Raw genomic sequence first — 24,476 nt, forward strand, 5'->3', positions numbered from 1 at the left:
GGAGAAATCATGCTTAAACTATACACAGATGGCGCTACAAAAGGCAACCCAGGCCCGACTGGCATTGGCATTCTGGTCAGCGGTTTGCCTCAGCAAATCCAACGACATGCCGCTTTACCACCGATGACCAATCATGAGGCGGAATTTGCTGCTGCGATTGCTGGATTTGAACTATTAATCGATGCTAAGTTAACAACCGCGCCAGTCGCCTTTTATAGTGACTCCAAGCTCGTCGTTCAGGCGATTGAGAAACGCTACGCCAGACATTATCCTGCCTTAACAGCAGAATTGCTGGCCTTGATTGACCGGTTTCCGCTTGTGCTGCCTAACTGGTTGCCCGATCGTCAAAACCGTGGTGCCCACACCTTGGCGCAGCAAGGGTTACGTGAAGCAGAGACGAAAAGTTAATTTTTCGCCAAAAAGAGACCGTGACATTCCATTATTCGGAATATCGCGGCCTCTTTTGGCATGAACATAGATTTTTAAAGTAAAATGACGCCTCAGCCGAAAGACTTCAGCACCTGTGATTACATGAATACTTTAAACTGGCTGGTACGATCCATATAATCCTTATCTTGTGCCGGTGCCTCGATGGAACCAAACGGCATCTGGGCACGCAATTGCCAGTTTTGCGGGATATCAAAGGCGTCGCTGACAAGCTCATCAATGATGGGATTGTAGTGTTGCAGATTTGCACCAATGCCATTGTTAGCTAAGGCCACCCATGTGTTGAGTTGAGCCGATCCCTGAGCCTGCTCTGCCCAAGTTGCAAAGTTATCTGCGTACAGCGGGAAGTCATGCTCCAGCTGCTTCACGATGTCGGTATCGGTAAAGTACATAATCGTTGCATAGGCGGCTTTGAAGCCAGCTACTTTTTTCTTGGTTGCCTCGTAGGCTTCCTCAGTCGGAACTTCACTCTTCAAGCGCTTAACCACGATATCCCAAAGCTTGTCGTGTTGTCCGCCAAATAGGAAAACTGCTCGGGTTGTTTGCGAATTGAAGGCCGTTGGTGTTGCCTGAATGACAGATTCAACTTGTTCGATGATGTCATCGTCTTTTTGCTTAACATCTTTGCCGAGTGCGTAAATGGAACGGCGTTGCTTGAGAAGGTTCAGAAGATCTTGATTCACAGGAAAACCACCTTTTTCTATTAATGGCCACATTGTCACGCATGTATCCGATAACCTAGCTATTCACTAGCCATCAGGAAAGGCAATGCGAAAAAAATGTAGCAGAACAAAAGTAAGTGTACCAACTCACTATTAGTAAGTAAACCCCTTGAGCGATATTTTTTCAGAAAGTGCAACATATGGCTCGATCATCAGGTCACGATCACACTTAAGCGTATTTACCATAAGGGATTGTTTCCGTTAACGTGACAGAGATAGGTGGCTTGGGTACAATGAAACTATTCTTCTTGGAGGTGCGCTATGTCGCTGATCACCTGGCTAATTATTATTATTTTGGTTTTGAACACCACGGGTGCGATTTTTACGGTTCTTCGTGAAGTTCGCGACATTTCGACGACCTGGGCCTGGTTGCTGGTGCTGATTTTCCTGCCAATCATCGGGTTCGGTTTTTATCTGTTCGCGGGTCGCGGACTCTCGACCAAAAAACTGCGCCGGATTCAGCGTGAGTATGAGTCTGGGGTCAAAGCGTTTGTGTCGCTTCAAAAACACGAAAATGCCCGAAATAAACTTTTGCCTCCTACTGATTACACTCCAGCGGCAAAAGCTCTGACCGCCTTTTTCCTGAATACGGCCCAGGCACCGGTGCTGGCCCATAACCAGGTTCAGCTTTATACCGATGGCGAAAAGAAGTTTGCTGCGTTGTTTCGCGACATTGAAAGCGCCAAGCACTACATTTATGTCGAGTATTACACCATTTATAATGATGAATTAGGCAATCAGTTTCAGCAATTATTGATTAAAAAGGCCAAACAAGGCGTGACGGTTAAGGTTTTATATGACGCTTGGGGGTCGATGGGTGCCTCGGCAAAATGGTGGCGCCGACTAACCGATGTCGGCGGTCAGGCTGAGAGCTATTTTAGCTCCAAACATCCGATTACCGACTTTCGCTTGAATTACCGCGATCATCGCAAAATCGTTGTGATTGATGATCACGTCGGCTATATTGGCGGCTTCAATTTCGGCGATCAGTATGTTTCCCGTAAACCAAAATTCGGCTATTGGCGCGATACCCACCTGCGTATCATCGGTAACACCATTTATGCGCTGAAAATTCGCTTCACAATGGATTGGAATGCGACGGTCGGTGAACAGGACGAGATTGCCTACAATGTCGAGCAGGATAGTACCGAAAATCGCTCAAACGAGAGCATGACGGCTGGCAGCACACCGATTCAGATTGTCGCATCGGGACCTGATCGCCCTACCCAGCAGATCAAGTTAGGGTACACCAAGCTGATTACTAGCGCTACCAAGTCGGTTTGGATTCAAAGCCCTTATTTGGTTCCGGATGACACGGTGATTGATGCGCTCGTTTCCGCCGCCATGTCGGGCATTGATGTCCGAATCATGATTCCCGATATGCCCGATCATCCGTTTATTTTCCGGGCGACCCAGTACTATGCCACCTATCTGGCTCGTGCTGGCGTTAAAATTTACCACTATCAACATGGCTTCATGCATGCAAAAACCGTGGTTGTCGACGATGCCATTGCCAGTGTCGGGTCAGCCAATTTCGATATTCGTAGTTTTAAACTGAATTTTGAGGTCAATGCCTTTATTTATGATCGTAAAGTTGCCGGGGCACTTGCCGAAATCTTTGAAGCGGATATGAAGCAGAGCTACTTATTGACACCAGCGATTATCGCTAGTCAAAGCCGCTGGTTACGCTTCAAACAGGACTTTTCTCGGCTCCTGTCGCCGATTTTGTAAGCCAGCCTGTAAGTCATCAGAAATTGAACTATATTGTCACAAAAACACCGCGTCAGCATGGGGCACTGAGGCGGCGTTTTTGTGACCGAAATATAGCATTTTCAAAATAATGATAGGTGTTTAGCTGATCGCCATAATGGCAGTGAAGAAGACTTGACGAGTCGGCTAATTACCGTTGCCAATCGTCTAGTGCCTTGGTGTGGCCGAGAAGATAGTGGATGGCAGCTTGGACAAGTGTGTCACGGGCAGTCGTTAACTCGTCGCCTTCCAGGTTATATTTGTCACGCAGGTAACCTTCCGCAATAGCCTGATATTCTTTGCGGGCCTCGCCCCCATCTTTTAGGTAGGCATCAATGGCATTCAGATCATCTTTAGCGCGGTTAGCTAATTCTTCAGCCAGATCTTCGACATGTGGCTGGCGTTTATGGGCATAGTCCATCAGCGTGTCATTCATATCAACGACAGCGGCCTCGTCTGCTTTCTTGTCACGTTTCATGTTCGCAGTCATCTCCTAATACTTTTAGTATGCACCTACGCCGGATTTTCATCAACGCCGCCTATTTTAACAAAAGCATCGATAACAGCGTTCTTACTAATCTATTAAAGCTTGCGTCGGTGATGCCTGCCCATTTTTCAGAGATGAAACTGCTGGCGTGAGCGACGAAATAATACTTGATACAGCGCAGACCAGCTTTCAAAGCGCTCACTGTCTAGATAAAAGACCGGGGTATCAGGTACACTGGATTCCTCGCTTGCAGCCAAAGTATGCGCGGAAATCACGAAATCGGGATGTTGGTCAATGGTAACTAGGCGAATGTAGGCGGGATGCACAAGATTAAGCCGCACGGTTTCGTACAATGGCTGTGGCATCAGCGGATCAAGTGCTACTTTTAGCTTATTGGCAACCGCACTTTCGGTCATGAACGGCCAAAGCAATTGATAGAAGCCGTCAATGATCTCTGAACGGACTTTCTCATCCGGTTCTTCTCGAGCAAAAAAGGCTTCAATCGCCTTGCCAAGACGTGGAAAAAGCGGCCGCATTGGGCTGGCAGTTTTCGCTAAGTCGATATACGCGCCATCAGGAAAAATCCGTTCACTGATCAGAATTTTCAATAAATTGCCGGCTAAGGCTAGATCTTTGGAAACTGCTGGTGAAATACCGATTAAATGACGACTGAATTCGGTGCGGATTTTTTCGACGGTCTGCCACGCCGAGGTATTGTGGGCAACATGGTAACCGACAAATCCGGCAGCGTCGAATTGTTGTTCTGTGTGGAAACGCGGAATCCGCCACTGCCCGAGATACAAATAAAGGATTTCGGCTTCCGCCACTTCACGGGGTAAATGTGCCAAGACATCTGGCAGCTCATCAGGCAACACTGGGCGAGGTTGTAATGCCGCGAAATTCAGGGTGTTGCCGATCGAATGATTCGCCTGCAGTCGATACAGATTAATGTTGGCCGAAAATTGAAGTTGCTTGACGGAGAAGTCCGGTCGAATCAAACCGGCTGCCTGCAAAGACTGAACCAGCTGGCGGGACTGCGGCATCATCGTGGCAAACAGTGGATCCTGGGTGTCGACTAGCTGCCACAATAATTGGCGATAAACTTGGCGAATTCGCGGCTCTGCGCCGGCAAGTGCCAAAGGCGTGAGATTAATGGTGACCTCTTTTTGGCGCAAGTACCCGCGTAATGCGGAAATCCGTCGGAAAAAAGCTGCCCGGGAGAAACCGGTTTCTTCTAATAACATGGGCAACGTCAAGTCAGGTTGCATCAGTGTTTTGACCAAAAGCTTTCCGGGAAGCGAACGGCGAAACAAAAAGATTCGGTAGCGAACCCGACTAATCGAAGGGGGTGCCGTCATATTGCCATCCCCTCTACGTAATAAAGGTGGCGCACTAGGATCAATGGCATGTAAATCCTCGGCGACTTTCGCCATTTGCCGTCGCAGTTGCCGGTAGCTCTCGCCGCGGGCCATCGCTGCCGTTGCAATATTCATTTGCCGATTAGGCGCGTCTCGCAAATCGCCATAAAGCGCCAACCGCTCGCGTTCTTCGCGGTCTAGGAACAATTCTTCAAACGCCATGGTGACGACCTCCTTTCCAAATTTTTGCTATAGTATAGCAAAGAAGATCGGCAACCGGATAAATGATGCTTGTGTACTTGTCTCAGACGCCTGTTTCCTTAACGGGCAGGCTTTCGCCGCTTTAAGTCAGTCTATGATTGATTAGCACTGGCGTCTGGCATGCAATCTTGCTATACTAAAAGTAAGCGAAAATCAAGTCGACACCATATGCTTTGGGGCATCAAAAAAATTAACCCCAAGATATGGTGTTTTTCATTGACATGCACCCCAATATTGAGTATTCTAAACTACATAAGATAACAAGAAAGGATGATACCTATGCGTAACATCACACTGTTCACGCGCAATGGCTGTCCACAATGCCGGATGACAAAGCGCTACCTCGATACCCACAAGATTCCATTTACGGAACACAACATCAACGAGGAACCTGAATACATCGATTACTTAAAGAAAAAGGGATTCCAGCAGGTTCCTGTTCTTGAAGCAGATGGGCTTGATTCATTCTCCGGGTTTCGACCGGATGCCTTGAAGCAACTGGCTGTCTGAACAGCCAGTTTTTTTATCGCATCGAACTTAACCGAATGAAGATAAATTGCAGTGAAAGCAGGGATTAGCATGTCATTAAAAACAATCAGTCCGGACGAGGTTACTTATTACGCCCTTAACAACGAGATCAATATTCCCGTCAACGACCAAATTCCGCTCAATAAGGACAAGGAAGCATTACAGGCCTTTTTGACCGAAAATGTGGCGCCAAATACGATGAAGTTTTCGTCGCTACAAGAGCGCTTGAAGTATTTGGTTGACCATCACTATTATGAAGCCGACTTTTTAAAAAAGTATCAGCCGGTCTTCCTGGAAAAGCTGGATCAATTTCTGACGGCCCAGCATTTTCAGTTTAAGTCCTTTATGGCGGCTTATAAGTATTACGCTCAGTATGCGTTAAAGACGGACGACGGCACTCAGTATCTTGAAGACTACAAAGATCGGGTGTTTGCCAATGCCCTCTTCTTTGCGGATGGTAATGAGCAGCTAGCGGTTGACTTAGCGGATGAAATGATTCATCAGCGGTATCAACCGGCTACCCCTTCGTTCCTGAACGCTGGTCGGCAACGCCGTGGTGAGCTGGTCTCCTGTTTTCTACTGCAAATTACCGATGATATGAATTCGATTGGCCGCGCCATTAACTCTGCCCTTGAGTTGTCACGGATTGGCGGCGGGGTTGGCCTGACGCTGTCGAATTTGCGTGAAGCCGGTGCGCCAATCAAAGGTATTGACGGTGCTGCAAGTGGCGTATTGCCGGTCATGAAGTTGTTGGAAGATTCTTTTTCCTATAGCAATCAACTGGGTCAGCGCCAAGGTGCCGGTGTGGTTTATTTGAATGTCTTCCATCCCGATATCATCAGTTTCCTGGGTGCCAAGAAGGAAAATGCGGATGAAAAGTATCGGGTGAAGACCCTTAGCCTCGGCGTGATTGTCCCTGATAAGTATTACGAGCTTATTAAGGACAACGCCGATATGTATCTGTTCTCCCCTTATTCGGTTGAACGGGCTTATGGCAAGCCATTTTCGTATGTGGACATTACCAAGGAATACGATAATATGGTGGCCAATCCGGACATTAAGAAATACAAGATCAAGGCCCGCGATCTGGAAAATGAAATTTCCAAATTGCAGCAGGAATCTGGCTATCCTTACATCATCAACATCGACACTGCCAACAATGCGAGTCCGATTGATGGCAAAATCATCATGAGTAACCTGTGCTCGGAAATCATGCAGGTGCAGGTACCGTCCAAGCTCAACAACAAACAGGAATATGAAGTCTTAGGGACAGATGTTTCCTGCAACCTAGGCAGCACGAATATTCCTAATTTGATGCATAGTCGCGATTTTGGTCACAGCGTTGAAGCCATGGTTCGGGCATTGACCTATGTCACCGATCACAGCAATATCGACGTTGTGCCATCTGTTCAGCACGGTAATCACATGGCGCACAGCATCGGCCTTGGTGCGATGGGCTTGCACACGTACTTTGCTAAGAACCATATGTATTATGGTTCACCGGAAAGCCTTGATTTCACCAACATCTATTTCTTGTTGCTGAATTATTACACGTTGAAGGCATCCAACAAGATTGCTAAAGAACGTGGCGAGTCCTTCCATAATTTTGAAAACAGCAAATACGCTGATGGCAGTTATTTTGACAAGTATATCCAACAATCATGGGCACCTAAGTACGACAAGGTGCGTGACTTGTTTAAGGATGTTCACATTCCGACCCAGGCGGACTGGGAAGCACTCAAAGAGAGTGTGATGAAGGATGGCTTGTATCATCAAAACCGGATGGCTGTGGCCCCTAATGGCTCGATCAGCTATATTAACGATACCAGTGCCTCCTTGCAGCCAATTGTTAACCGGATCGAGGATCGTCAAGAGAAGAAAATCGGCACCATTTACTACCCGGCGCCTGGTTTGTCGAATGACACCATGCCTTACTATCAAAGTGCCTACGACATCGACATGCGTAAAGTCATTGATGTTTATGCCGCTGCTCAACAACATGTTGACCAAGGGATGGCGATGACCTTGTTCATGCGTAGTACCATTCCTGCTGGCCTTTATCCGTGGAAAGACGGCCGAACCGACAAGATGACGACGCGTGATTTGAACATTTTGCGGAACTACGCACATCACAAAGGCCTCAAGTCGATTTACTACATCCGGACTTACACCGATGACCAGGAAGAAATCGGTAGCAACGCTTGTGAAAGTTGCTCAATTTGATTATCTTTTAACAGGGGGATCTCCCCTGTTTTTACATACAAGGAGCGAAGAATATGGCAAAACAATATATTGCGATTAATTGGAATGCGATTGAAGATGAAGTCGATAAGGCGACTTGGGAAAAGTTGACGGAACAATTTTGGCTGGATACCCGGATCCCTTTATCCAACGATTTAGATGATTGGCGTTCATTGAGTCCTGATGAACAGTGGGTTGTCGGGCATGTCTTTGGCGGGCTGACGCTGCTGGATACCCTGCAAAGTCAAGACGGCATGGCAAGTTTGCGGCAGAATATCCGTACGCAGCAGGAAACAGCGGTCTTGAACAACATTCAGTTCATGGAAAGTGTTCATGCCAAGAGTTATTCGTCGATTTTCTCAACGCTGAACACCCCTGCGGAAATTGATGAAATCTTTGACTGGACGAATCATAATGAACATCTTCAGTACAAAGCCAACAAGATCAACGATATTTACCACAATGGTTCAGCGTTGCAAAAGAAAATTGCCAGTGTCTTTTTGGAAACCTTCCTTTTCTATTCAGGCTTCTTTACCCCACTCTATTATTTAGGCAATAACAAGCTGACCAATGTGGCGGAGATCATCAAGCTGATCATTCGGGATGAAAGTGTCCATGGCACGTACATCGGCTACAAGTTCCAATTAGGCTTCAATGAATTGCCAGAAGCCGAGCAGCAAAAATTGCAGGATTGGATGTACGATTTACTTTACGATTTGTACGAAAATGAAGAGAAGTATACGAATGATTTGTATGCTAAAACCAAGTGGACGGACGAGGTTTTGACATTCCTGCGTTACAACGCCAACAAAGCGCTTATGAATCTGGGCCAGGAAACGGCCTTTGCAGATACGGCTGATGATGTGAACCCGATCGTTATGAACGGCATTTCGACGTCAACAGCCAACCACGACTTCTTCTCCCAAGTCGGTAATGGTTATCGACTGGGACAGGTTGAAGCCATGCAGGATGACGACTATACATTTTCAACTGAAGACGAAGGCCATGATAAGTAAGGCTTTCGGAAATGAATGTGTTGAGAAATTAAAAAACCGGCTCCAAATGCGTCGCAGGTTATGTGCGATATGCATCTGGAGCCGGTTTTTGATATTCACTTTTTAAATCAGAATGTCAGGAATAGCTCATTTTGGATGATCGTACGAGATCCTCTTTTCCTTTCGGTCTAACTTTCTGCTTTTTGCTGGCTGATCGTTTCATGAACGAGGCTTAAGAAGCGTTGGGCGATGCGTGAAAGTTCGCGGTCTCGTTTCCACACTAACGCAATCGGATCGGCTAATGCCGGAGCTAAAGGACGGAAGGTTAAGGAAGTGTTCGATGTTTGCGTTGCCAGATATTCAAGACATAGCGCGCGCCCTAATCCGACTGCGGTCATGCCTAAAGCATCAGCGGTCAAATCGTAAGTGCCAACAATGTAAGCTGGATCAAGTCCCTGTCCTAGCCAGTGTTCAAAGGCATTGCGAGTATGCGTGGCCCGCGGCAGAATCAGCTCGCTATCGTTGAGATCGTTTGGCGTGATCAGAAGGTTATCGGTTAAGGGATCATCTGTGGTCATCAAAACGCCCCAGGCATCGCGAATCGGGAGCGGCAGACTTTCGTACTGGGTCTGTTCCTTACCTGGGCGCAAAATAAAATCGTACATACCGGCTTCAAGATTAGCAATCAGACTTTCATCGGAACCATAAGTCACATGGACATGTAGACTGGGGTACTGCAGCCGGAGTGATTGGGCAACCTGCAACATCAGGCGCTTGCCACTGGTTTCGCTGGCACCAATGTAAAGATCACCACCCAGTGTATGTTTGCCTTGCAAATTATTTTTGGTGCGTTCGGCGATGGCGGTTAACTCGCGGGCCCGGTTCAATAAGTAGGTGCCATCTTCCGTCAAGGTGACTCGTCGATTCCCCCTGATCAGTAACTTAACACCCAGTTCTTTTTCTAGATCTTTTAATTGCCGCGATAACCCCGGCTGGGAAATACCTAATGTTCTGGCAGCAGCCGTAATACTGCCATGGTCGGCAATTTCAATAAAGTTACGCAACGTCTGCAGTTCCATAAACTCCCCTACTTCCTATCAGTTCTGATTATCGCAGATGCTCTCCTATAACTATTATAACCTATCAAGACCACTTTGTATTCCCTTTCACACGCCTTTGCTCAACTGTGACTTAAATCCGCTGCTCGGAAGATGATGCTTCAATGCATTCACTTCTGGTCATCAGCATTGCGTGGTGCTTTGTTTAGCGCCATTCTTCTAAAAAAGCATCGACTCACTGAGTCGATGCTAATGGGATTACCAAATTTGAACGCGTTTTTCCGGCGGTAGATACATGCCGTCGCCTGGTTGAACATCAAACGTCGTGTACCAGTCATCCAGATTACGCGGCTGGATATTGGCACGCAACTCATGCGGGGCATGAACATCGACAGCCAGCAACATTTTTGCCCGTTCTAGGCGGGACTTGGAGCGCCAGATACGCGCCCAGTTAATGAAAAATGCACGCAGATCGGCATCCGGCTCGCGTTTGGCAGTATCCAAAGCTGCCGCCAAACCACCGGCGTCGGCGATATTTTCCGACACAACGAGTTTACCGTTAACTTTGCCTGCTTCGGTTTCGAGACCGTCAAATTCGTCAATCATGGCTTTGGTTAGCTCATTAAAGTGCGCATAGTCTGCTTTTTGCCACCAGTTGACCATATTACCGAATTCGTCAAACTGTGCCCCGTTATTATCGAACCCATGCGAAATTTCGTGAGCGATAACGGCACCGATGCCACCAAGGTTTTCTGAGGCAGTTTGCTTCAATGAATAAAATGGCGCCTGCAGAATCGCTGCTGGGAAGGTGATGTCATTTTTTGACGGGTCGTAACTGGCATTGACCAAATGGCCCGGCATATTCCAGACACTACGATCAACCGGCTTGCCCAGCTTATCGTAATTATATTGTTGCTGAACGATTTGCATGGCTTTTAAGTTTTCAAGTAAAGACTTTTCCGGGTCAACGTGCAGTAAATCATAAATGGCTTCAGGCTTGTCCGGATAGCCCATTTTGAGTACCATCTTATCAAGTTTGAGGATAGCTTTATCTTTGGTTGGTTGTGAGAGCCAGTCAGAATTGGCCAGGCGCTGTTTGTAAGTGGCAATCATTTTTTCCACCAACTGGGTTACATCGGCTTTCGCCTTTTCGCCAAAATAAGTGCGGCCATAGTAAATACCGATTGGCTCACTGAAATAGGCATTGGCTACCCGATAAGCATGCTTAACCTGATCCGGTGATTTCGGTGCCCCGGATAATGCGCGATTATAGGTGCCGCCTAATTGTCGCAGCGGTTCGCTCAAGAAACCTGCAACACTATCGAGACTTAATACATAAAGCCAGTCGCGGTAGTTCGCAAAATTGGCTTCATTGAATAACTGACCGAATTCATCCAAAAAGCGCGGATCGGCGACGACAATGGTATCCGGAACCGTTTTGAAAATTGCCTTCAGGAAGTTTTCAAAATCAAATGGTTTGAGTTTTTCAACGACAGTAGTTGTCGGCATTGGATTGTAAGCTTTTGGATAATCCGCCCACTCTTCGGAACTTTTGACGTGTTTAGCAATTTCGGCATCAAAAGCAAGCGCGCCTGCCAAGGTTGCTTTTTGCGCCGCTTCATCAAGATCGGTGTATGCCAGTAGCTTGCTCATCATGTCCTTGAAGATCGCAAGTAGTTGGGCTCCGTTTTGATTGTCTTTGGCGTAATAGGAAGTATCCGGCAAAATGGTCTTGGGTCCCATGAGATTAATCACATTTTTGCTGGTGTCCTTCATGTCGGCATCGACGAAGACGTTGAACGGCGGATCAATGAGCTGTTGCTGCAGTAACTCGGCAGCACGTTGATTGTAGTCAGCCAAATCTTTGATGGCGGCAACTTGGTGCAACGTTGGTAAAGCCGGTGCAAAGCCGGCAGCGTCACGTGTCTTAAAATCTTTGGCTTGCTGATAAAGCGTGACTGCCTGCGCAAAATATTTGTCCGGTGCTTCTTTTGAACCATCGGCAACAGCTGCAAAGTCAGCCATCATTTTTTCTTCTACTTCGTCGGCTAAATCCTGGAAACCGCCGGTACTGCTTTTGTCATCAGGAATGACTGCTTGATCCATCCAAGCCCCATTTACTGCTCGGTATAGATCGTCTTGATAGCGCACTTTACTCGTCATTCAAAAGCTCCTTTCATAATAAAACGATATATGACAATCTTAACGCATTTCTCATTTAGTTGCACGAGGAATCAGTTGAGCGACGGTGCCGGTTGTCATTGTCACTGTAAAACCGAATAGAACGATTGTTAAAAGGTGTTCACTCTGCGCCATATAAAAATATTTTATGGAATCGATTCCATTTAGACTAATGAATTGTTTACAATCGAAATCGCTTTCTTTTTAATGATTAACTCGTTAAAATAGACCATGTACCAAATGGCGCTTAACAATCTTCGTTGAGTGCCACAAGATCGGATGTTGAACCGGCCTTTCGGTTTCTAACCGCGCCAGTTCACGCTTCATCATAACGCGTTCACCGGCGCAGGAGTCTGTGTGTAAGGACCTTGGTCGCAATGGCCAAAGAGCGGGCCATCACGCCCAAGGCCACTTACACTCCGACTCCTAACCGCGCCGGTTCACGCTCACAAGGAGGATGTTAACAGCACTCAAATATATCGAATAGTATGGAATCAAGTGGTACAACATGGACAAAATAATTAAGTGGAAGGTGTCCATGTGTTCAAACCAAGTTAACTGGCGAAATGTCTTGACAAGAACCTGAATCGCTACTGTATGATGGTTCTTACCAAAGTTACGCTAGCTAGTATTGGTTTGAACGTCTACTTCAAGCTTCCTCTCGAGTAGCGTTTAACCAGCTAATTGAGAGGAGGTGACAACTTTTGATTAAAACGCATAAGATCAAGCTCTATCCCAATGCAACCATGCGGCGCGAACTGGAGCGATTGTTTAACTATCGCCGGTTTTGCTGGAATCAGGCCCTCGAAACTTGGAATGTCATGTACGACGCATCTCTCCTGATGGCGGACAAAACGCTGCGACCAAATGAACGTAAAGTGCGCGATGAGCTGGTTTGGAACAAAGCTGACTGGCAGTACGAACAATCAGCCCGAGTTTTACAGCTCGCGGTAAACGATTTAAGTAAGGCGTGGAAGAACTACTTCAATCCGAAGATGCCAGATCATGGTAAGCCCAACTGGAAATCTAAGAAACGATCTCGCAAAACGTTCAAAACGGATCGAGCGCAACTTCTAAACGGCAAGTTACGTTTGGATAAACCCCGTGGAGCTGGTGCTTGGTATGACATCAAACTAGCCGAGCAACCGCATTGGCAAGGAGAATTGAAACAAGTTTGCGTCGTTCAAGCCGCTGACGGTTACTATGCTTCCTTTTCAATTGAGGTTCAGACCTCTGTTGAAAAGCGGCCGGTTCTAACTGTCACTGGGGTTGATGCTAACATCGGTAAGTTTGACTATCGAACGTCAACTGGCTACGCTATCCAACCTACCTTGCCTGATCGTCTGCCAATACTTTATGCCCGCATTGCTCATTATCAGCGCCAATTAGCTCGCAAACGGAAAGTAAATCCCAAGCGTTTTAACTCCGCGGCTTATCGCACAACGAGAACCAAGTTGAAGCGCCAGTACCAACGAGTTGAACGGATTCAAACGGATTTGCTGCAAAAGTTTACGACTATGCTCGTCACTGATTATGACTTAATTGGGATTGAAGATTTAGACAATCAACACATGCGCATGAATAAACGTCTCGCCAAGAACCTGCATCGATCCCTGTTTGGCAAGTTCAAAGTGATCATGCAGTACAAGGCTGACTGGTATGGGAATACGTTAGTGCTAGCGGATCAGTTTTACCCCAGTACACAACGTTGTTCCCGCTGCGGTCATGTTAAAACGGCAGATGAACGGGTCACGCTAAGCGGCAACTTAAAACACCGGACCGGCCACGATGACTATCATTGTTACCAGTGTGGGGTGAAGTTGCGGCGAGACGAAAATGCCGTTGAGAATCTGATAGCTTATGCGAAATCAAAGGTTTACGGGGTAGGCTATACCCTTAAAGTTCAGGAGGCGGTCACTGTCGGGCTGATTTATTTCAGTGCGGGAATACCGTTGTTGACGGGACTAAATGAAATGTAGGATTGTCAATCAAGAAAGGAAATATATAAAACCTTTATTGGTGTCAAAGAGACATTCTTCCACGTTTTATATAGCAGGAAACCCATAGATGTACTATGTCATTATGAAGTCCCACGATATTCGCGAGAATTTGGCGACGGAGCAGTATTTGATGAACGCCAAACAGTTTGATGAGCCACTGTTGCTTTTTTATTATGAAAAGCCGAGTGTGATTGTCGGGCGCAACCAGAATACACTGGAAGAATTGAATCAGAAGTATGTTGAGGAACATAATATTGTTGTCACGCGGCGGCTATCAGGCGGCGGTGCGGTTTACCATGATTTGGGCAACCTGTGCTTCTCGTTTGTGGTCGATAGCGATTCTGAAGAATTCGGCGACTTCAAGTCCTTCACTCAGCCGATTGTGGATGCGATTCACACGTTGGGTGCCACGAGCGCCGAGGTTTCCGGCCGCAACGATATGCTGGTTGACGGCAAGAAGTTCTCTGGCAGTGCGATGTACACCCGCAACGGCAAGACGTTCTCTCATGGTACTTTAATGCTGGATGTGGACATGAGTGTCATTCCAAAGGTCCTCAACGTACCGGAAGACAAGATTAAGAGTAAAGGTATTAAGTCCGTTAAGAGTCGGGTCACCAACCTGCGCCCTTACTTGGACAAAAAGTATCAGGATATGACGCTTCCGGAATTTCGGGATATCTTGTTAACGCGTTTGTTCGGTGTGGATGATGTTGCTGAGATTAAAGACAAGGAATATCACGTTACTGACGCTGACCAAGTCGAAATCAAGAAGATTTATGACGACGTTTACAACAATTGGGACTGGGTTTATGGCCACAGTCCGGAATTCACTACCAAGAAGCGTAAGCATTTCGATTACGGTACAATCGATGCCCGTTTTGATATTAAAGACGGCAAAATCGCAAACGTTAAATTCTACGGTGACTTCTTTGGACCACAAGATGTTGCTGACGTCGCCGCTGCGTTGAAAGACAAGCCGTATACGTCTCAGGCAGTTAAGGAGACGCTGGATGGCATTAACACCAATGATTACTTCACCAATATTCCTAAAGATGACGTGATCAACTTGCTGGTACCTTAAGCATTAATCAGTTCAATATTTCCAAAAAGGGGCAGCCATTTTACCGGCTGCCCTTTATCTACGCCTTCTTAGAAGCGTTAATTATATTTAATTTGGCTAATGGCGTACGCCTGAATTCGTTTAGCTCCTCGCCCAGTTGCTACCGTAATGACGCCGCGTTCGTTGTACGGTTTAACTTTTGCCGCCTTAATGTCGACGACACGGCCTTTTAGGCAGCGGCGATCGATCGTATCGATCGCAACCTCGTGCTGTGAGTGTAAAGCATCTTGAAGCAAGTTGGTAATTTCTTCCGGGCGTTGTGCCATAAGAATTCCTCCTTCATCTTCATGCCGTCTGAAATGCTGGCGGCAACTGTTTCAACGCGTATTGCCGCTTTGCCGGGCAATACAGTAACTGAAAACGTTTACGAGTTCAGTATAACGGTTGCCGGACTAAATTTCAGTAACCTCGGCTCAGATCGACTTGATGACTTGCTAATTGACCGCTTAATACCAAGGCTTGGAGGTTTTCATTAAAAATTTTAAAAACTTGGTCGCGCAAATGAGGAACCGTGCCGGAAATGTGGGGTGTCAACAAAACCTGATCCATGTCCCAAAGCGGCGAGGTTTGCGGCAATGGTTCAGGATCGACCACGTCAAGAACAGCAGCACGCAACTGCTGGGATTGCAACGCTTGAACGAGTGCCGCTGTTTCAACGGACGCCCCGCGCCCGATGTTAACGAAAATTGGCTGCCGATCGAGAGCAGCAAAGAATTCTTCGTTGTAAAAATATCTGGTAGCAGGCGTGAGCGGCAGTGCGTTAATCACAATGTCAGCCGTTCGAATCACCCGCTTTGTCTCAGCATCGGTCACGACATCCTCAAAGCCAGCTGCAGGCCGACCATGGGCACTGACACCAATCGTATGCAATCCTAGCGCTTGCAACTTGGAGGCAATCGTCGAGCCAATATGGCCGGTTCCGAAAATAACCACCGTTAACCCCTTCAGTAGCGTCATTGGCGGCCGTTCCTGACGCAATGTCCACATCTGGCGCCCTGCGCGAATCGCCGGTAGGATACCACGACTGATGGTGAACAAAGCGCCGAGCACATATTCAGCGATCGGTTCTGCGTGAATGCCGCTGGTATTGGCCAGTAAGACGTGATGCTTGGCAAAATCAGCGAGCGGTAAATAGTCAACACCAGCGGACATTGCCTGGACAAACTGCAGATGGTCATAATTAACCGTTGCTGAGGCCGCATGCCAGCCGTAAATGACATCGATTTGCTGGGCGGTCGTTGCGTCCAGTTGGTCTTCTTCGATCACGGTATGCCCGGCTTTTTCCAATGCCTGCCGTTGCGCTGGTTCAAGAGTGAAGCTATTTAGAATCTTCACGATTCATCCCTCTTTTCTGTCGTGATGGTGCCAATTGGGTTTGCCCCAATATTGGAAAAGATCGGTTCGGATTGTGCCATTGTATAGTTTGCGGCGTTTGGTCGCTTTACTGCCATAGGCTTTCTCAAAGCCCATGTCGCTCGTTAGAATGTATTTGCTCCAGGTGGTCAAAGGCGCAAAAGCCTGCCCCATTTCCGCATATAGCTGGCGGACGGCCGCTTGATCGCTTAGACGTTGGCCATAAGGCGGATTAGCCACAATAACGCCATTTTCTTTGGTGGTCGTAAAATCTTTAACTGCCAATTGTTTAAAGTGAATGCTATGAAGTAGCCCTGCTTGCTGGGCGTTTAACTTGGCCATGTCAATCATTTCACCGTTAATGTCACTTGCCTGAATATCAAGTTCTCGGTCAAAATCCGCCTGATCCATAGCCTGATCTTTGGTGGTCTTCAATACGTCTTGATCAAAAAAGGCGAAGTTTTCAAAGGCAAAGTGCCGTTGTAAGCCCGGCGCCAAATGATGGCCAATCAAAGCCGCTTCAATCGCGATGGTTCCGGAACCGGTTGTAGGGTCGACAAACGGCATATCGGGATGCCAGTTGGTGAGCAAAACCAGTGCCGCCGCAAAGTTTTCTTTCAGCGGTGCCTCCCCTTTGGCAATCCGATAGCCGCGTTTAAATAAGCTGGGCCCGGTCGTATCCAAAGTCAGCGTTGCCACATCTTTTAAAATCGAAACTTCAAGCGGATACTTAGCTCCGGTTTCGGGTAAACGGGTGGTGCGGTGGTAAACGGCCGACATTTTCTCGACAATCGCCTTTTTGGTAATGGCTTGCGCGTCAGGCTCAGAATGCAGCTGTGAGCGAACCGCCCGGCCTTCAACCGGGAACGCCGCATCCAGTGGCAAATACTGATCCCACGGCAATGCTTTGACGCCTTCAAACAATTCATCGAAAGTGCGCGCCTTAAACTGACCGACCACGATTTTGATTCGATCGGCACTACGCAACCAGACGTTGGTTAAGGCAATGGTTTGATCATCGCCTTGAAAATACACTTTGCCATTTTCGGTTCGGGTCTCAATGCCCAGTGCTTTTAGTTCCTTGGTCGTAACAGCTTCCAGTCCTGCTGCCATGGTTGCGACGAGTTGATATGTCATGACGTGATTTCCTTTCAAAATGCCGGTTTAAAGAATGGTGTTCAGGTCTAGTTTAACTTTTTTTGGCGGGGTTGGCGATGTTGGATTTTAAGGTGGGGGAATTGTTGGTGACGGGATAGGCGATTGAGTTTTGCATTCTGTAACGCGTTTACCGGCGTGTAAGAGCCTTTGGCGTGATGGCAAAGCTCGCGTTAACTAGGAGATTTCTATTGTGGGCAAGTATTAGTCTGACTTGCGCTTTCTATAACGCGCTCGCCAGCGCAGAAGCTTGCGTGTAAGGACCTTGGTCGCAATGGTAAAGACCGCCATCACGCCCAAGGCCACTTACACTCCGGTTTCTAAGCGGGCTGGCTCGCGCTCACAAAAAAACAGCCCGAGTCTCCCCGAGCTGTGCCTGCATGTAGATCCCTATAAGCCATGTTTTGTTCCAGAACCTGTTCAGGCGCAGGTTCCTTCAGTCATCATCTATCTCAGCGTTGCCGCTGTATTGCCGTCGCTTCACTTTGCTTGGCAAAACGCCCCTACCAAAAGTTTGGGTTACTCGCTCGCGGGGTTTACCCGTTCCACCGTTTAGGTTTCCCTGAACGTTTCGTCACTGTGGCACTTTTCAGACCTACTGGCGCATAGCCGAAACCTTAGCGCGGTTGGTCGCCGTAACCGTTGACACGGTCCCTAAGCTTATTGGGCTTAGCACGAACACTACAAGCATCGCAGCTTGTGCGGGCATGGACTTTCCTCAGCCTGCAGATGCAGACCGCGATCACTCAGGATCTACATGTGATCATCAATATTGGTCAACGTCGGAATGGCTGTTGTCATCGTGGGTATCAGCGCTGCCGCTATCCGATAGCTTTGAACCGAAAACATGACGCTCCAGATTACTCAGACGTTTAAGAATATCATAATTTGTGGCGGCAGCGTTAGTTTGCGGTGTCTGCGCACTGACATTCTTGGAAACACTCAGCTGTTTGGTTAGCTCATCGACCCGACTAAACAGCTTTGCATTTTCTTCTTTCAGTCGATCAATCTCGTTAGTAAAAGCTTCATAATCACGAATGATGCCGTCTAAAAATTCATCGACTTCATCCGGATCATAACCGCGAACCTTATTCTTGAACTTCTTGTCCAAAATATCTTTAGGTCCGTACTGGATACTAAATTTTGTTTCTTTGTTACTATCCATTCCGACACACCTCATTGTTTTCATGGAACCAGACTAACAATAAGCTTACCATATCTCAATCGTTTTGAAAATGCTCATTTTCCGCTTCTGCCATTTCTTGGGCAGTGTCTTCCAAATCGTCCATCGTAATCAACGTGACCGGATAATCACGCCGTTTTGCCATATCTTCGGCAGCGCGGTAATCCCACTGCGGCTTACCGGGAAACTCCGGATCGTAAACAATCACCGCAGCATCCGTGTGTGCGGTCATGAACCGCGTATAACCCTGTAACTGTGCCGGTCGTTGATACGGCGCCTGCGAAACTGCATCGGAAAAATCGACTTGCTGGCGTAGTGCGGCCAGTTGTCCCTGATTGGCTTCATTCCACTTTGAGCCAAAATCCGTAAACGGCAGCATCATCGCAATTTTAAAGTCGGGATACAATGGCTTCAGCGTTAAAGCAACCTCGATTGCCCACTGCTCAACGCCTAATTGGCCGCCGGTAATCAACCAGTTCAAACCTTCATCCAGATACTGAAGTAAGGTGTTTTTTAATGAAGTTTTAAGGACTTTTAGCTTCGGGTCCTGATTGCCAAAAACGTTGAGTTCATAGGCACGGTATCCGGTTATCCACAATCGTTTTCCAGCCATGATTTTCCTCCAAATATTAGGCCAACGCGGTTGATATTGGTATAATAGCGCCAGGAGTGTGATCGCATGACCATTCGTTATCCCAATGGTAATCCATACAAAGACGGGACGCAATTATCACCGGATCCCGTTTCGCGCCCAACGATTTATGGCGGGCGTGGGATGACATTAGAAGAAGAACTTAATCTCAGTAATCAGTATTATCGCAGTGTTGACAAGGCGGTCGTGTATAAAAAGCCGACGCCTGTGCAAATTGTAAAAGTCGACTACCCCAAACGTAGCCAGGCGGTGATTCGTGAAGCCTACTTTAAGACCCCTTCCACCACAGATTATAATGGGGTTTATCGTGGTTATTACCTTGACTTTGAGGCCAAGGAAACCAAGAATAAGACAAGCTTCCCGCTAAAAAACTTCCATCAGCACCAGATTGATCATTTTCGGCGTTGCTTGAAGCAAAACGGGATCTGTTTTGTTGTGATTCGATTTGCGACAATTAAGCGGCTTTTTGTTTTTCCGGCAAGCCGATTAATCGCATGCTGGGATCACCAGAGCACCGGTGGCCGTAAGTCGATTCCTTTAACAAAAATCATTCAACACGGATTTGAACTCCATCCGCAGTTGCAACCGGTCGTGCCGTTTCTTGACGGCGTTGACTGGTTGATCGAAACGAAAGTAGGTAATTTGCGTGGCTGATAATCAAAACATGTCGCGAATGGCGCGACGCCGCGAAGATAAACTCACTAATGGACCCAAGCCGCCCAAGAAATTGTGGCGGCGTATTCTCAAGTGGACATTGCTTGGATTGCTTGTCCTGTTCATTGCAGGCGTGGGCCTGTTCTCTTGGTATGCCAAAGATGCCCCTGAAGTCACCCAGGCGAAGTTGGAATCAGGCGGTTCCAGCACCATTTATGATCGCAGCGGAAATGAGATCACGACGCTTGGACTCGAAAACCGTGATTACGTGAAAGCTTCCGAAATTCCGCAGCGGTTGAAAGATGCCGTTGTTTCGATTGAAGATCGCCGGTTTTACGATGAAAAGTTAGGCATTGATCCGGTTCGAATCATCGGCGCCGCCTTCAACAACCTGACTGGAACCAGCGATGGCCTTCAAGGTGGTTCGACTTTGACGCAGCAGCTCATTAAGCTGTCTGTTTTTAGTACCAAGTCTTCTGACCAAACCCTACGTCGTAAAGCTCAGGAAGCTTGGCTAGCGATGCAGGTTCAGCAAAAATACAGTAAGGATCAGATTCTGGAGTACTACATCAACAAAGTCTTCATGAATTATGGTCAGTACGGGATGAGCACCGGCGCCAAGTTTTATTTTAATAAATCGCTCAAAGATCTGACGTTAGCGCAGACGGCGTTTATTGCCGGCCTTCCGCAAAGCCCTGCAGGCTATGACCCTTACAAATATCCGCAAAAGGCAACCCAGCGCCGCAATGCGGTTATTGATGCCATGCTGCGGGACAAGAAGATCACAGCAGCAGACGCTAAAAAGGCCAAGGCTACGCCGATTACGGATGGCTTGCAGCCGAAACAGCAGCAAACTAATACCACGACCAATGACAAGATTGTCGATTCTTACCTCACCCAGGTGATAGCCGAGGTGAAGAAGAAAACCGGGTTAAATCCGTATACTGATAATCTGGATATCTATACCAATATTGACATGAGTGCTCAGCGCCGGTTGTATGACATTGTTAATACCGATGACTATGTGAACTTCCCTGATGATTCTTTCCAAACCGGGGTTACCATGACCGATCCGGATAATGGTGAAGTGCTGGCACAGATTGGTGGCCGTAAAACCGGCGATGTTCGCCTTGCCTATAACCGCGCGGCGCAAAACACCCGCAGTAATGGGTCAACCATGAAACCGCTCATGGATTATGGCCCGGCAATTGAATATCTGAACTATTCCACGTATGAGCAAATGCTGGATGAACCTTACCAGTATCCGGGAACCAGTATTTCCTTATATGACTGGGATAAAAAATATCAAGGCCGGATTTCCATGCGGACCGCCCTCGAACAATCACGGAATATTCCGGCAGTCAAAACTTTGAGCGCTGTCGGTATGACCAACGCCGTGAAATTCCTGAAAGGCTTGGGCATTGATTTGCCAAGTTCGGAACAATACCTCTCAAGTGCGATTGGCGCTTCAGTTAACACCGTCCAAGAAGCTGGTGCTTATGGCGCTTTTGCGAACGGCGGCACGTATTACAAACCGTATTACGTCAACAAGGTTGTGAGTGCTGACGGCAACACGCAGACCTTTAATAGTCAAGGAACGCGTGCGATGAAGTCCAGCACGGCGTATATGATTACGGATATGCTGAAAGGTGTCTTGACTAAGGGTACCGGGACAGCGGCAGCTATTTCCGGACTTCACCAGGCCGGCAAAACCGGGACCACCGATTACAGCGATGCCGAACTTAAACAAAATCCGGCGTTAAACGCAACGGGAATTGCTAAGGACGCTTGGTTCACCGGATATACGCGCAATCGGGTCATTTCGGTTTGGACAGGCTACGATAAACCGACGTCGCATGGCATTAGTTATGCTGAGCAGGAGATCTCGCAGAAAATATACAAAGCGCTGATGAGTTATACCTCACAGAATCTGGATAATCGCGACTGGACCAAACCAGATACGGTTGAATCCTACAACATTCTAAAAGGCAGCAATCCGGGAACAGCAATTACTGGCGGCTCAGGTAATACCACGAAAGAACTGTACGTCCGCGGTCATGGGCCAAGCAGTCGCAAAGCGGTCGCCGAGTCTTCATCCTCAAGTGCCACTTCCGAATCATCTTCGTCACGGGCTAGTGATGAAAGCTCAAGCAGTGAAGTTTCCGAAAGCGTTGAATCAAGTGTTTCCACACCGAGTGTCACAACGCCAAGTGCCTCGCAGGCTTCACAAGAAGAATCATCTTCAAATAGTACGCCTTCATCGGCAAGCGGTGGTGGCTCCTCTAGCGGCAATCAGTAAGGCATTTAAACTGCCGACTGAATACTAAAAAGCTCGACGTTACTGCCAAATGTTTTGGCGGTGGCGTCGAGTTTTTTTGACGTGGAAACTTGATTGGATTTTGGGCTCTTTCGAGTTCACACTTCATGTCAAAAGGTCCCACTACTTTGATGCAGGCACATCAAACAGTGGGACCTTTTCTATAACGTTAATCTTGCGGTGCTAAGTGTAAGACATCCAAATGATGTTGTTTTAACAACGCTTCACCATATGGGTCATTGCGGTAGTCATGCGCATAAACAATGCGCTTAATCCCGGCTTGAATCAAAGCCTTGGTGCAATTCAGACACGGGAAAAAGTTCACGTAAACGGTTGCGCCGTGAGTACTGACACCGTTGGCTGCGCATTGGATAATCGCGTTCATCTCTGCGTGAATCGTGCGAATGCAGTGGCCGTCACGCATTAAGTGCCCTGCCTCATCACAATGCGGATCGCCACTGATGGCGCCATTATAGCCCGTGGCAATGATGCGGTGCTCCTGCACTAAAACAGCGCCAACCGTGGCCCGCTCACAAGTTGACCGTTCCGAAACTTGTTGCGCGAGTTCGAGAAAATAATGATCCCAACTTTCACGGTGAACCCTTCGTTTAGATGGCACAATTTTATCTGTCAATGCTTAGCTGCCTCCTTAAGCGGCGCGTAATGCTGTGCTAAAAATGACCATTCGGAACCGGCCGGTATTTTTGGGTCGCGGGCGCGTAAATGCTCGCGACCAAAACGAATCAGGCTGCGGTGCAACTTGATCCAGGTAGACTTCGGCATTAATGCTTCCAGTCGCTTCTGAATCTGAACTGGTGTGGCCTTAGGCGAAACTAATCCCAACCCCTTCACAATCCGACTGACATGTGTATCGACGGCCACGCCAGGAATGCCGAACGCATCGCTAAGTACGACTGTCGCCGTTTTCTTGCCGACCCCTGGCAGCTTAACCAAATCAGCTGCGTCAGCTGGAACCTTGCCGCCATATGACTGAACCAAAATGGCACTTAATGCCTTTAAATGGGCTGCTTTCGTCCGGTACAACCCGAGTCGGCTGATTTTTTCGGCAATATCCGTCACCGGCGCAGCGGCCATTGCTTCCGGAGTTGGATAAGCCGCAAACAATGCCGGGGTGACAGCATTGACGGCAATATCTGTCGTTTGCGCCGACAGCATCACCGCAACCAGAATTTCAAAAGGGTTCGCTGCGTGCAATGTCGGTTCGGGATCAGGATATAGTGCCATGATTTGGTTAAACAATTGCCTAGCCTCTACGTCAGTCATGAATGCGCCTCCTAGTTGGCTTTCACCGCTTTTACCCGATGAAAGTATGATCTGATCTGATTTGATGGTGAATCTAAAGCTCCTGATGCCGCTTAATGTCAGCTTGGACTTGTTGCGCGGTTTTGAGATGGCGGCGTTCCCAGTTTAGCAAAATGCGATCCATATATTTTAATGAGTACGCCGAATTCAAAACCGCCTCGCGTAATGCCAACAAAATGACCTCCGGCAGATAATGATCAGTGGTCAACCAATCCCGAATGGTTTCCTGCTCAATCGGGGAAAGCGGCCGGCCAAATTCAATTTCGATTTGGTTGAAAACGTTTGTCTGGGCATCGGCATTTGGTTGCGTCATCGCCGTGCTGGCGGTTTGGCCGCTATTCGGAATTTTTGCAAGTAGCGGACTGAGATCATAGTAATCACGCATCCGCCCTTGATTGTCAGGAACGCTTTCCAGCACGATCGCTTTTTTTTGAATCAAGGTTTCAATGGCTGTGTAAATCGCGTTAGGTGCGACATTCATCTGGTTGGCTAATGCTTTGAGATCCGGTGCCTGATGATGCTCGGATTGCCATTGGTCCAAAAAAAGATACGTCAGAAATTCGGTCTGTGTCAGCCCCAATGCTGGATAATGGTCAAACAGCAGGTTCGAGACACTGAACTGTCCTGCTTCAGTATAAGTCCTTAAATCAGTCATTCTTGTGACCCTCCAAAAAAAGCCGGCGCGTTGGCGT

The 24,476-nt window shown here is 47.6% G+C and carries 21 protein-coding genes, 1 other RNA gene and 1 pseudogene; 9 read left to right on the forward strand and 14 right to left on the reverse strand.

Annotated elements, in window-relative coordinates; genetic code table 11:
* Positions 1-9 precede the first annotated feature (9 nt).
* Positions 10-408: a ribonuclease HI family protein gene (locus tag LHUE1_RS12590; protein WP_025012381.1), complete on the forward strand. Its 399-nt coding sequence runs from the start codon at positions 10-12 to the stop codon at positions 406-408.
* 119 nt (positions 409-527) lie between these two features.
* On the opposite strand, the gene LHUE1_RS12595 is transcribed toward LHUE1_RS12590, so the two are convergent.
* Positions 528-1,130 carry a nitroreductase family protein gene (locus LHUE1_RS12595; protein WP_025012382.1) on the reverse strand — a complete coding sequence of 201 codons (603 nt, stop codon included), beginning with the start codon at positions 1,128-1,130 and terminating at the stop codon, positions 528-530.
* Between the two features lie 300 nt (positions 1,131-1,430).
* On the opposite strand from LHUE1_RS12595, the gene cls reads away from it, so the two are divergent.
* Positions 1,431-2,900, forward strand: a complete 1,470-nt coding sequence (gene cls, locus LHUE1_RS12600; RefSeq protein ID WP_277848139.1) for a cardiolipin synthase — start codon at positions 1,431-1,433, stop codon at positions 2,898-2,900.
* A 169-nt stretch (positions 2,901-3,069) separates the two neighbouring features.
* Here cls and LHUE1_RS12605 read toward each other — a convergent pair whose 3' ends face one another.
* Both LHUE1_RS12605 and LHUE1_RS12610 read right to left on the reverse strand, forming a co-directional pair.
* Positions 3,070-3,396 (reverse strand): hypothetical protein, encoded by a 327-nt coding sequence (locus tag LHUE1_RS12605; RefSeq protein WP_010488279.1) that lies wholly within the window; start codon positions 3,394-3,396, stop codon positions 3,070-3,072.
* Between the two features lie 137 nt (positions 3,397-3,533).
* On the reverse strand, positions 3,534-4,985 hold the full coding sequence (locus LHUE1_RS12610) for a helix-turn-helix domain-containing protein (RefSeq protein WP_049169836.1): 1,452 nt from the start codon (positions 4,983-4,985) through the stop codon (positions 3,534-3,536).
* A 318-nt stretch (positions 4,986-5,303) separates the two neighbouring features.
* On the opposite strand from LHUE1_RS12610, the gene nrdH reads away from it, so the two are divergent.
* From nrdH to nrdF, 3 genes are all read left to right on the forward strand, one after another.
* The gene (gene nrdH, locus LHUE1_RS12615; protein ID WP_010488276.1) at positions 5,304-5,534 is read left to right on the forward strand and encodes a glutaredoxin-like protein NrdH; all 231 of its coding nucleotides are present in this window, start codon (positions 5,304-5,306) and stop codon (positions 5,532-5,534) included.
* A 69-nt stretch (positions 5,535-5,603) separates the two neighbouring features.
* Entirely contained in the window at positions 5,604-7,775 is a 2,172-nt protein-coding gene (gene nrdE, locus LHUE1_RS12620) for a class 1b ribonucleoside-diphosphate reductase subunit alpha (RefSeq protein ID WP_049169837.1), read from the forward strand.
* Between the two features lie 53 nt (positions 7,776-7,828).
* Positions 7,829-8,809 (forward strand): class 1b ribonucleoside-diphosphate reductase subunit beta, encoded by a 981-nt coding sequence (gene nrdF, locus LHUE1_RS12625; protein ID WP_049169838.1) that lies wholly within the window; start codon positions 7,829-7,831, stop codon positions 8,807-8,809.
* A gap of 167 nt (positions 8,810-8,976) precedes the next feature.
* Here nrdF and LHUE1_RS12630 read toward each other — a convergent pair whose 3' ends face one another.
* Together LHUE1_RS12630 and LHUE1_RS12635 are read right to left on the reverse strand one after the other, a co-directional pair.
* Positions 8,977-9,867 carry a LysR family transcriptional regulator gene (locus LHUE1_RS12630; protein ID WP_049169839.1) on the reverse strand — a complete coding sequence of 297 codons (891 nt, stop codon included), beginning with the start codon at positions 9,865-9,867 and terminating at the stop codon, positions 8,977-8,979.
* A 237-nt stretch (positions 9,868-10,104) separates the two neighbouring features.
* Positions 10,105-12,009: a M13 family metallopeptidase gene (locus tag LHUE1_RS12635; protein ID WP_049169840.1), complete on the reverse strand. Its 1,905-nt coding sequence runs from the start codon at positions 12,007-12,009 to the stop codon at positions 10,105-10,107.
* Positions 12,010-12,731: 722 nt separating this feature from the next.
* On the opposite strand from LHUE1_RS12635, the pseudogene LHUE1_RS12640 reads away from it, so the two are divergent.
* A pseudogene (locus LHUE1_RS12640) lies at positions 12,732-13,910 on the forward strand (RNA-guided endonuclease InsQ/TnpB family protein); the annotation flags it as partial.
* Between the two features lie 184 nt (positions 13,911-14,094).
* Positions 14,095-15,108, forward strand: coding sequence for a lipoate--protein ligase (locus LHUE1_RS12645; RefSeq protein ID WP_049170414.1), 1,014 nt, complete (start codon positions 14,095-14,097; stop codon positions 15,106-15,108).
* Positions 15,109-15,185: 77 nt separating this feature from the next.
* Here the strand turns inward: LHUE1_RS12645 and LHUE1_RS12650 are convergent, their stop codons facing one another.
* The 6 genes from LHUE1_RS12650 to LHUE1_RS12675 form a co-directional block, all read right to left on the reverse strand.
* Complete coding sequence (locus tag LHUE1_RS12650; protein ID WP_025012388.1) at positions 15,186-15,413, reverse strand: hypothetical protein; 228 nt, start codon at positions 15,411-15,413, stop codon at positions 15,186-15,188.
* Between the two features lie 133 nt (positions 15,414-15,546).
* Positions 15,547-16,482 (reverse strand): phosphoglycerate dehydrogenase, encoded by a 936-nt coding sequence (locus LHUE1_RS12655; protein WP_049170412.1) that lies wholly within the window; start codon positions 16,480-16,482, stop codon positions 15,547-15,549.
* 3 nt (positions 16,483-16,485) lie between these two features.
* Positions 16,486-17,637 (reverse strand): THUMP domain-containing class I SAM-dependent RNA methyltransferase, encoded by a 1,152-nt coding sequence (locus LHUE1_RS12660; protein WP_277848138.1) that lies wholly within the window; start codon positions 17,635-17,637, stop codon positions 16,486-16,488.
* A 406-nt stretch (positions 17,638-18,043) separates the two neighbouring features.
* Positions 18,044-18,409, reverse strand: an RNA gene (gene rnpB, locus LHUE1_RS12665) — RNase P RNA component class B.
* A 12-nt stretch (positions 18,410-18,421) separates the two neighbouring features.
* Positions 18,422-18,820 (reverse strand): cell division regulator GpsB, encoded by a 399-nt coding sequence (gene gpsB, locus LHUE1_RS12670; protein WP_010488257.1) that lies wholly within the window; start codon positions 18,818-18,820, stop codon positions 18,422-18,424.
* A 55-nt stretch (positions 18,821-18,875) separates the two neighbouring features.
* Entirely contained in the window at positions 18,876-19,451 is a 576-nt protein-coding gene (locus LHUE1_RS12675) for a DUF1273 domain-containing protein (protein WP_049170408.1), read from the reverse strand.
* 66 nt (positions 19,452-19,517) lie between these two features.
* On the opposite strand from LHUE1_RS12675, the gene recU reads away from it, so the two are divergent.
* Both recU and LHUE1_RS12685 read left to right on the forward strand, forming a co-directional pair.
* A complete protein-coding gene (recU, locus tag LHUE1_RS12680; RefSeq protein ID WP_049170407.1) occupies positions 19,518-20,144 on the forward strand; it encodes a Holliday junction resolvase RecU in 627 nt (208 codons plus the stop codon).
* Positions 20,137-22,443 carry a PBP1A family penicillin-binding protein gene (locus tag LHUE1_RS12685; protein WP_277848137.1) on the forward strand — a complete coding sequence of 769 codons (2,307 nt, stop codon included), beginning with the start codon at positions 20,137-20,139 and terminating at the stop codon, positions 22,441-22,443. Before recU ends, LHUE1_RS12685 begins: the two co-directional genes overlap by 8 nt.
* Before the next feature lie 187 nt (positions 22,444-22,630).
* Here the strand turns inward: LHUE1_RS12685 and LHUE1_RS12690 are convergent, their stop codons facing one another.
* The 3 genes from LHUE1_RS12690 to LHUE1_RS12700 all read right to left on the reverse strand — a co-directional run bounded on the left by LHUE1_RS12690 (position 22,631) and on the right by LHUE1_RS12700 (position 24,439).
* Positions 22,631-23,095 carry a deoxycytidylate deaminase gene (locus LHUE1_RS12690; protein WP_049170402.1) on the reverse strand — a complete coding sequence of 155 codons (465 nt, stop codon included), beginning with the start codon at positions 23,093-23,095 and terminating at the stop codon, positions 22,631-22,633.
* Positions 23,092-23,745, reverse strand: coding sequence for an endonuclease III (gene nth, locus LHUE1_RS12695; protein WP_049170399.1), 654 nt, complete (start codon positions 23,743-23,745; stop codon positions 23,092-23,094). The genes LHUE1_RS12690 and nth overlap by 4 nt, the downstream gene beginning before the upstream one ends.
* A 73-nt stretch (positions 23,746-23,818) precedes the next feature.
* The gene (locus tag LHUE1_RS12700) at positions 23,819-24,439 is read right to left on the reverse strand and encodes a DnaD domain-containing protein (RefSeq protein WP_049170398.1); all 621 of its coding nucleotides are present in this window, start codon (positions 24,437-24,439) and stop codon (positions 23,819-23,821) included.
* Between the last annotated feature and the right edge of the window lie 37 nt (positions 24,440-24,476).

Source organism: Lacticaseibacillus huelsenbergensis (assembly GCF_029726355.1).
Taxonomy (GTDB): Bacteria; Bacillota; Bacilli; order Lactobacillales; family Lactobacillaceae; genus Lacticaseibacillus; species Lacticaseibacillus casei.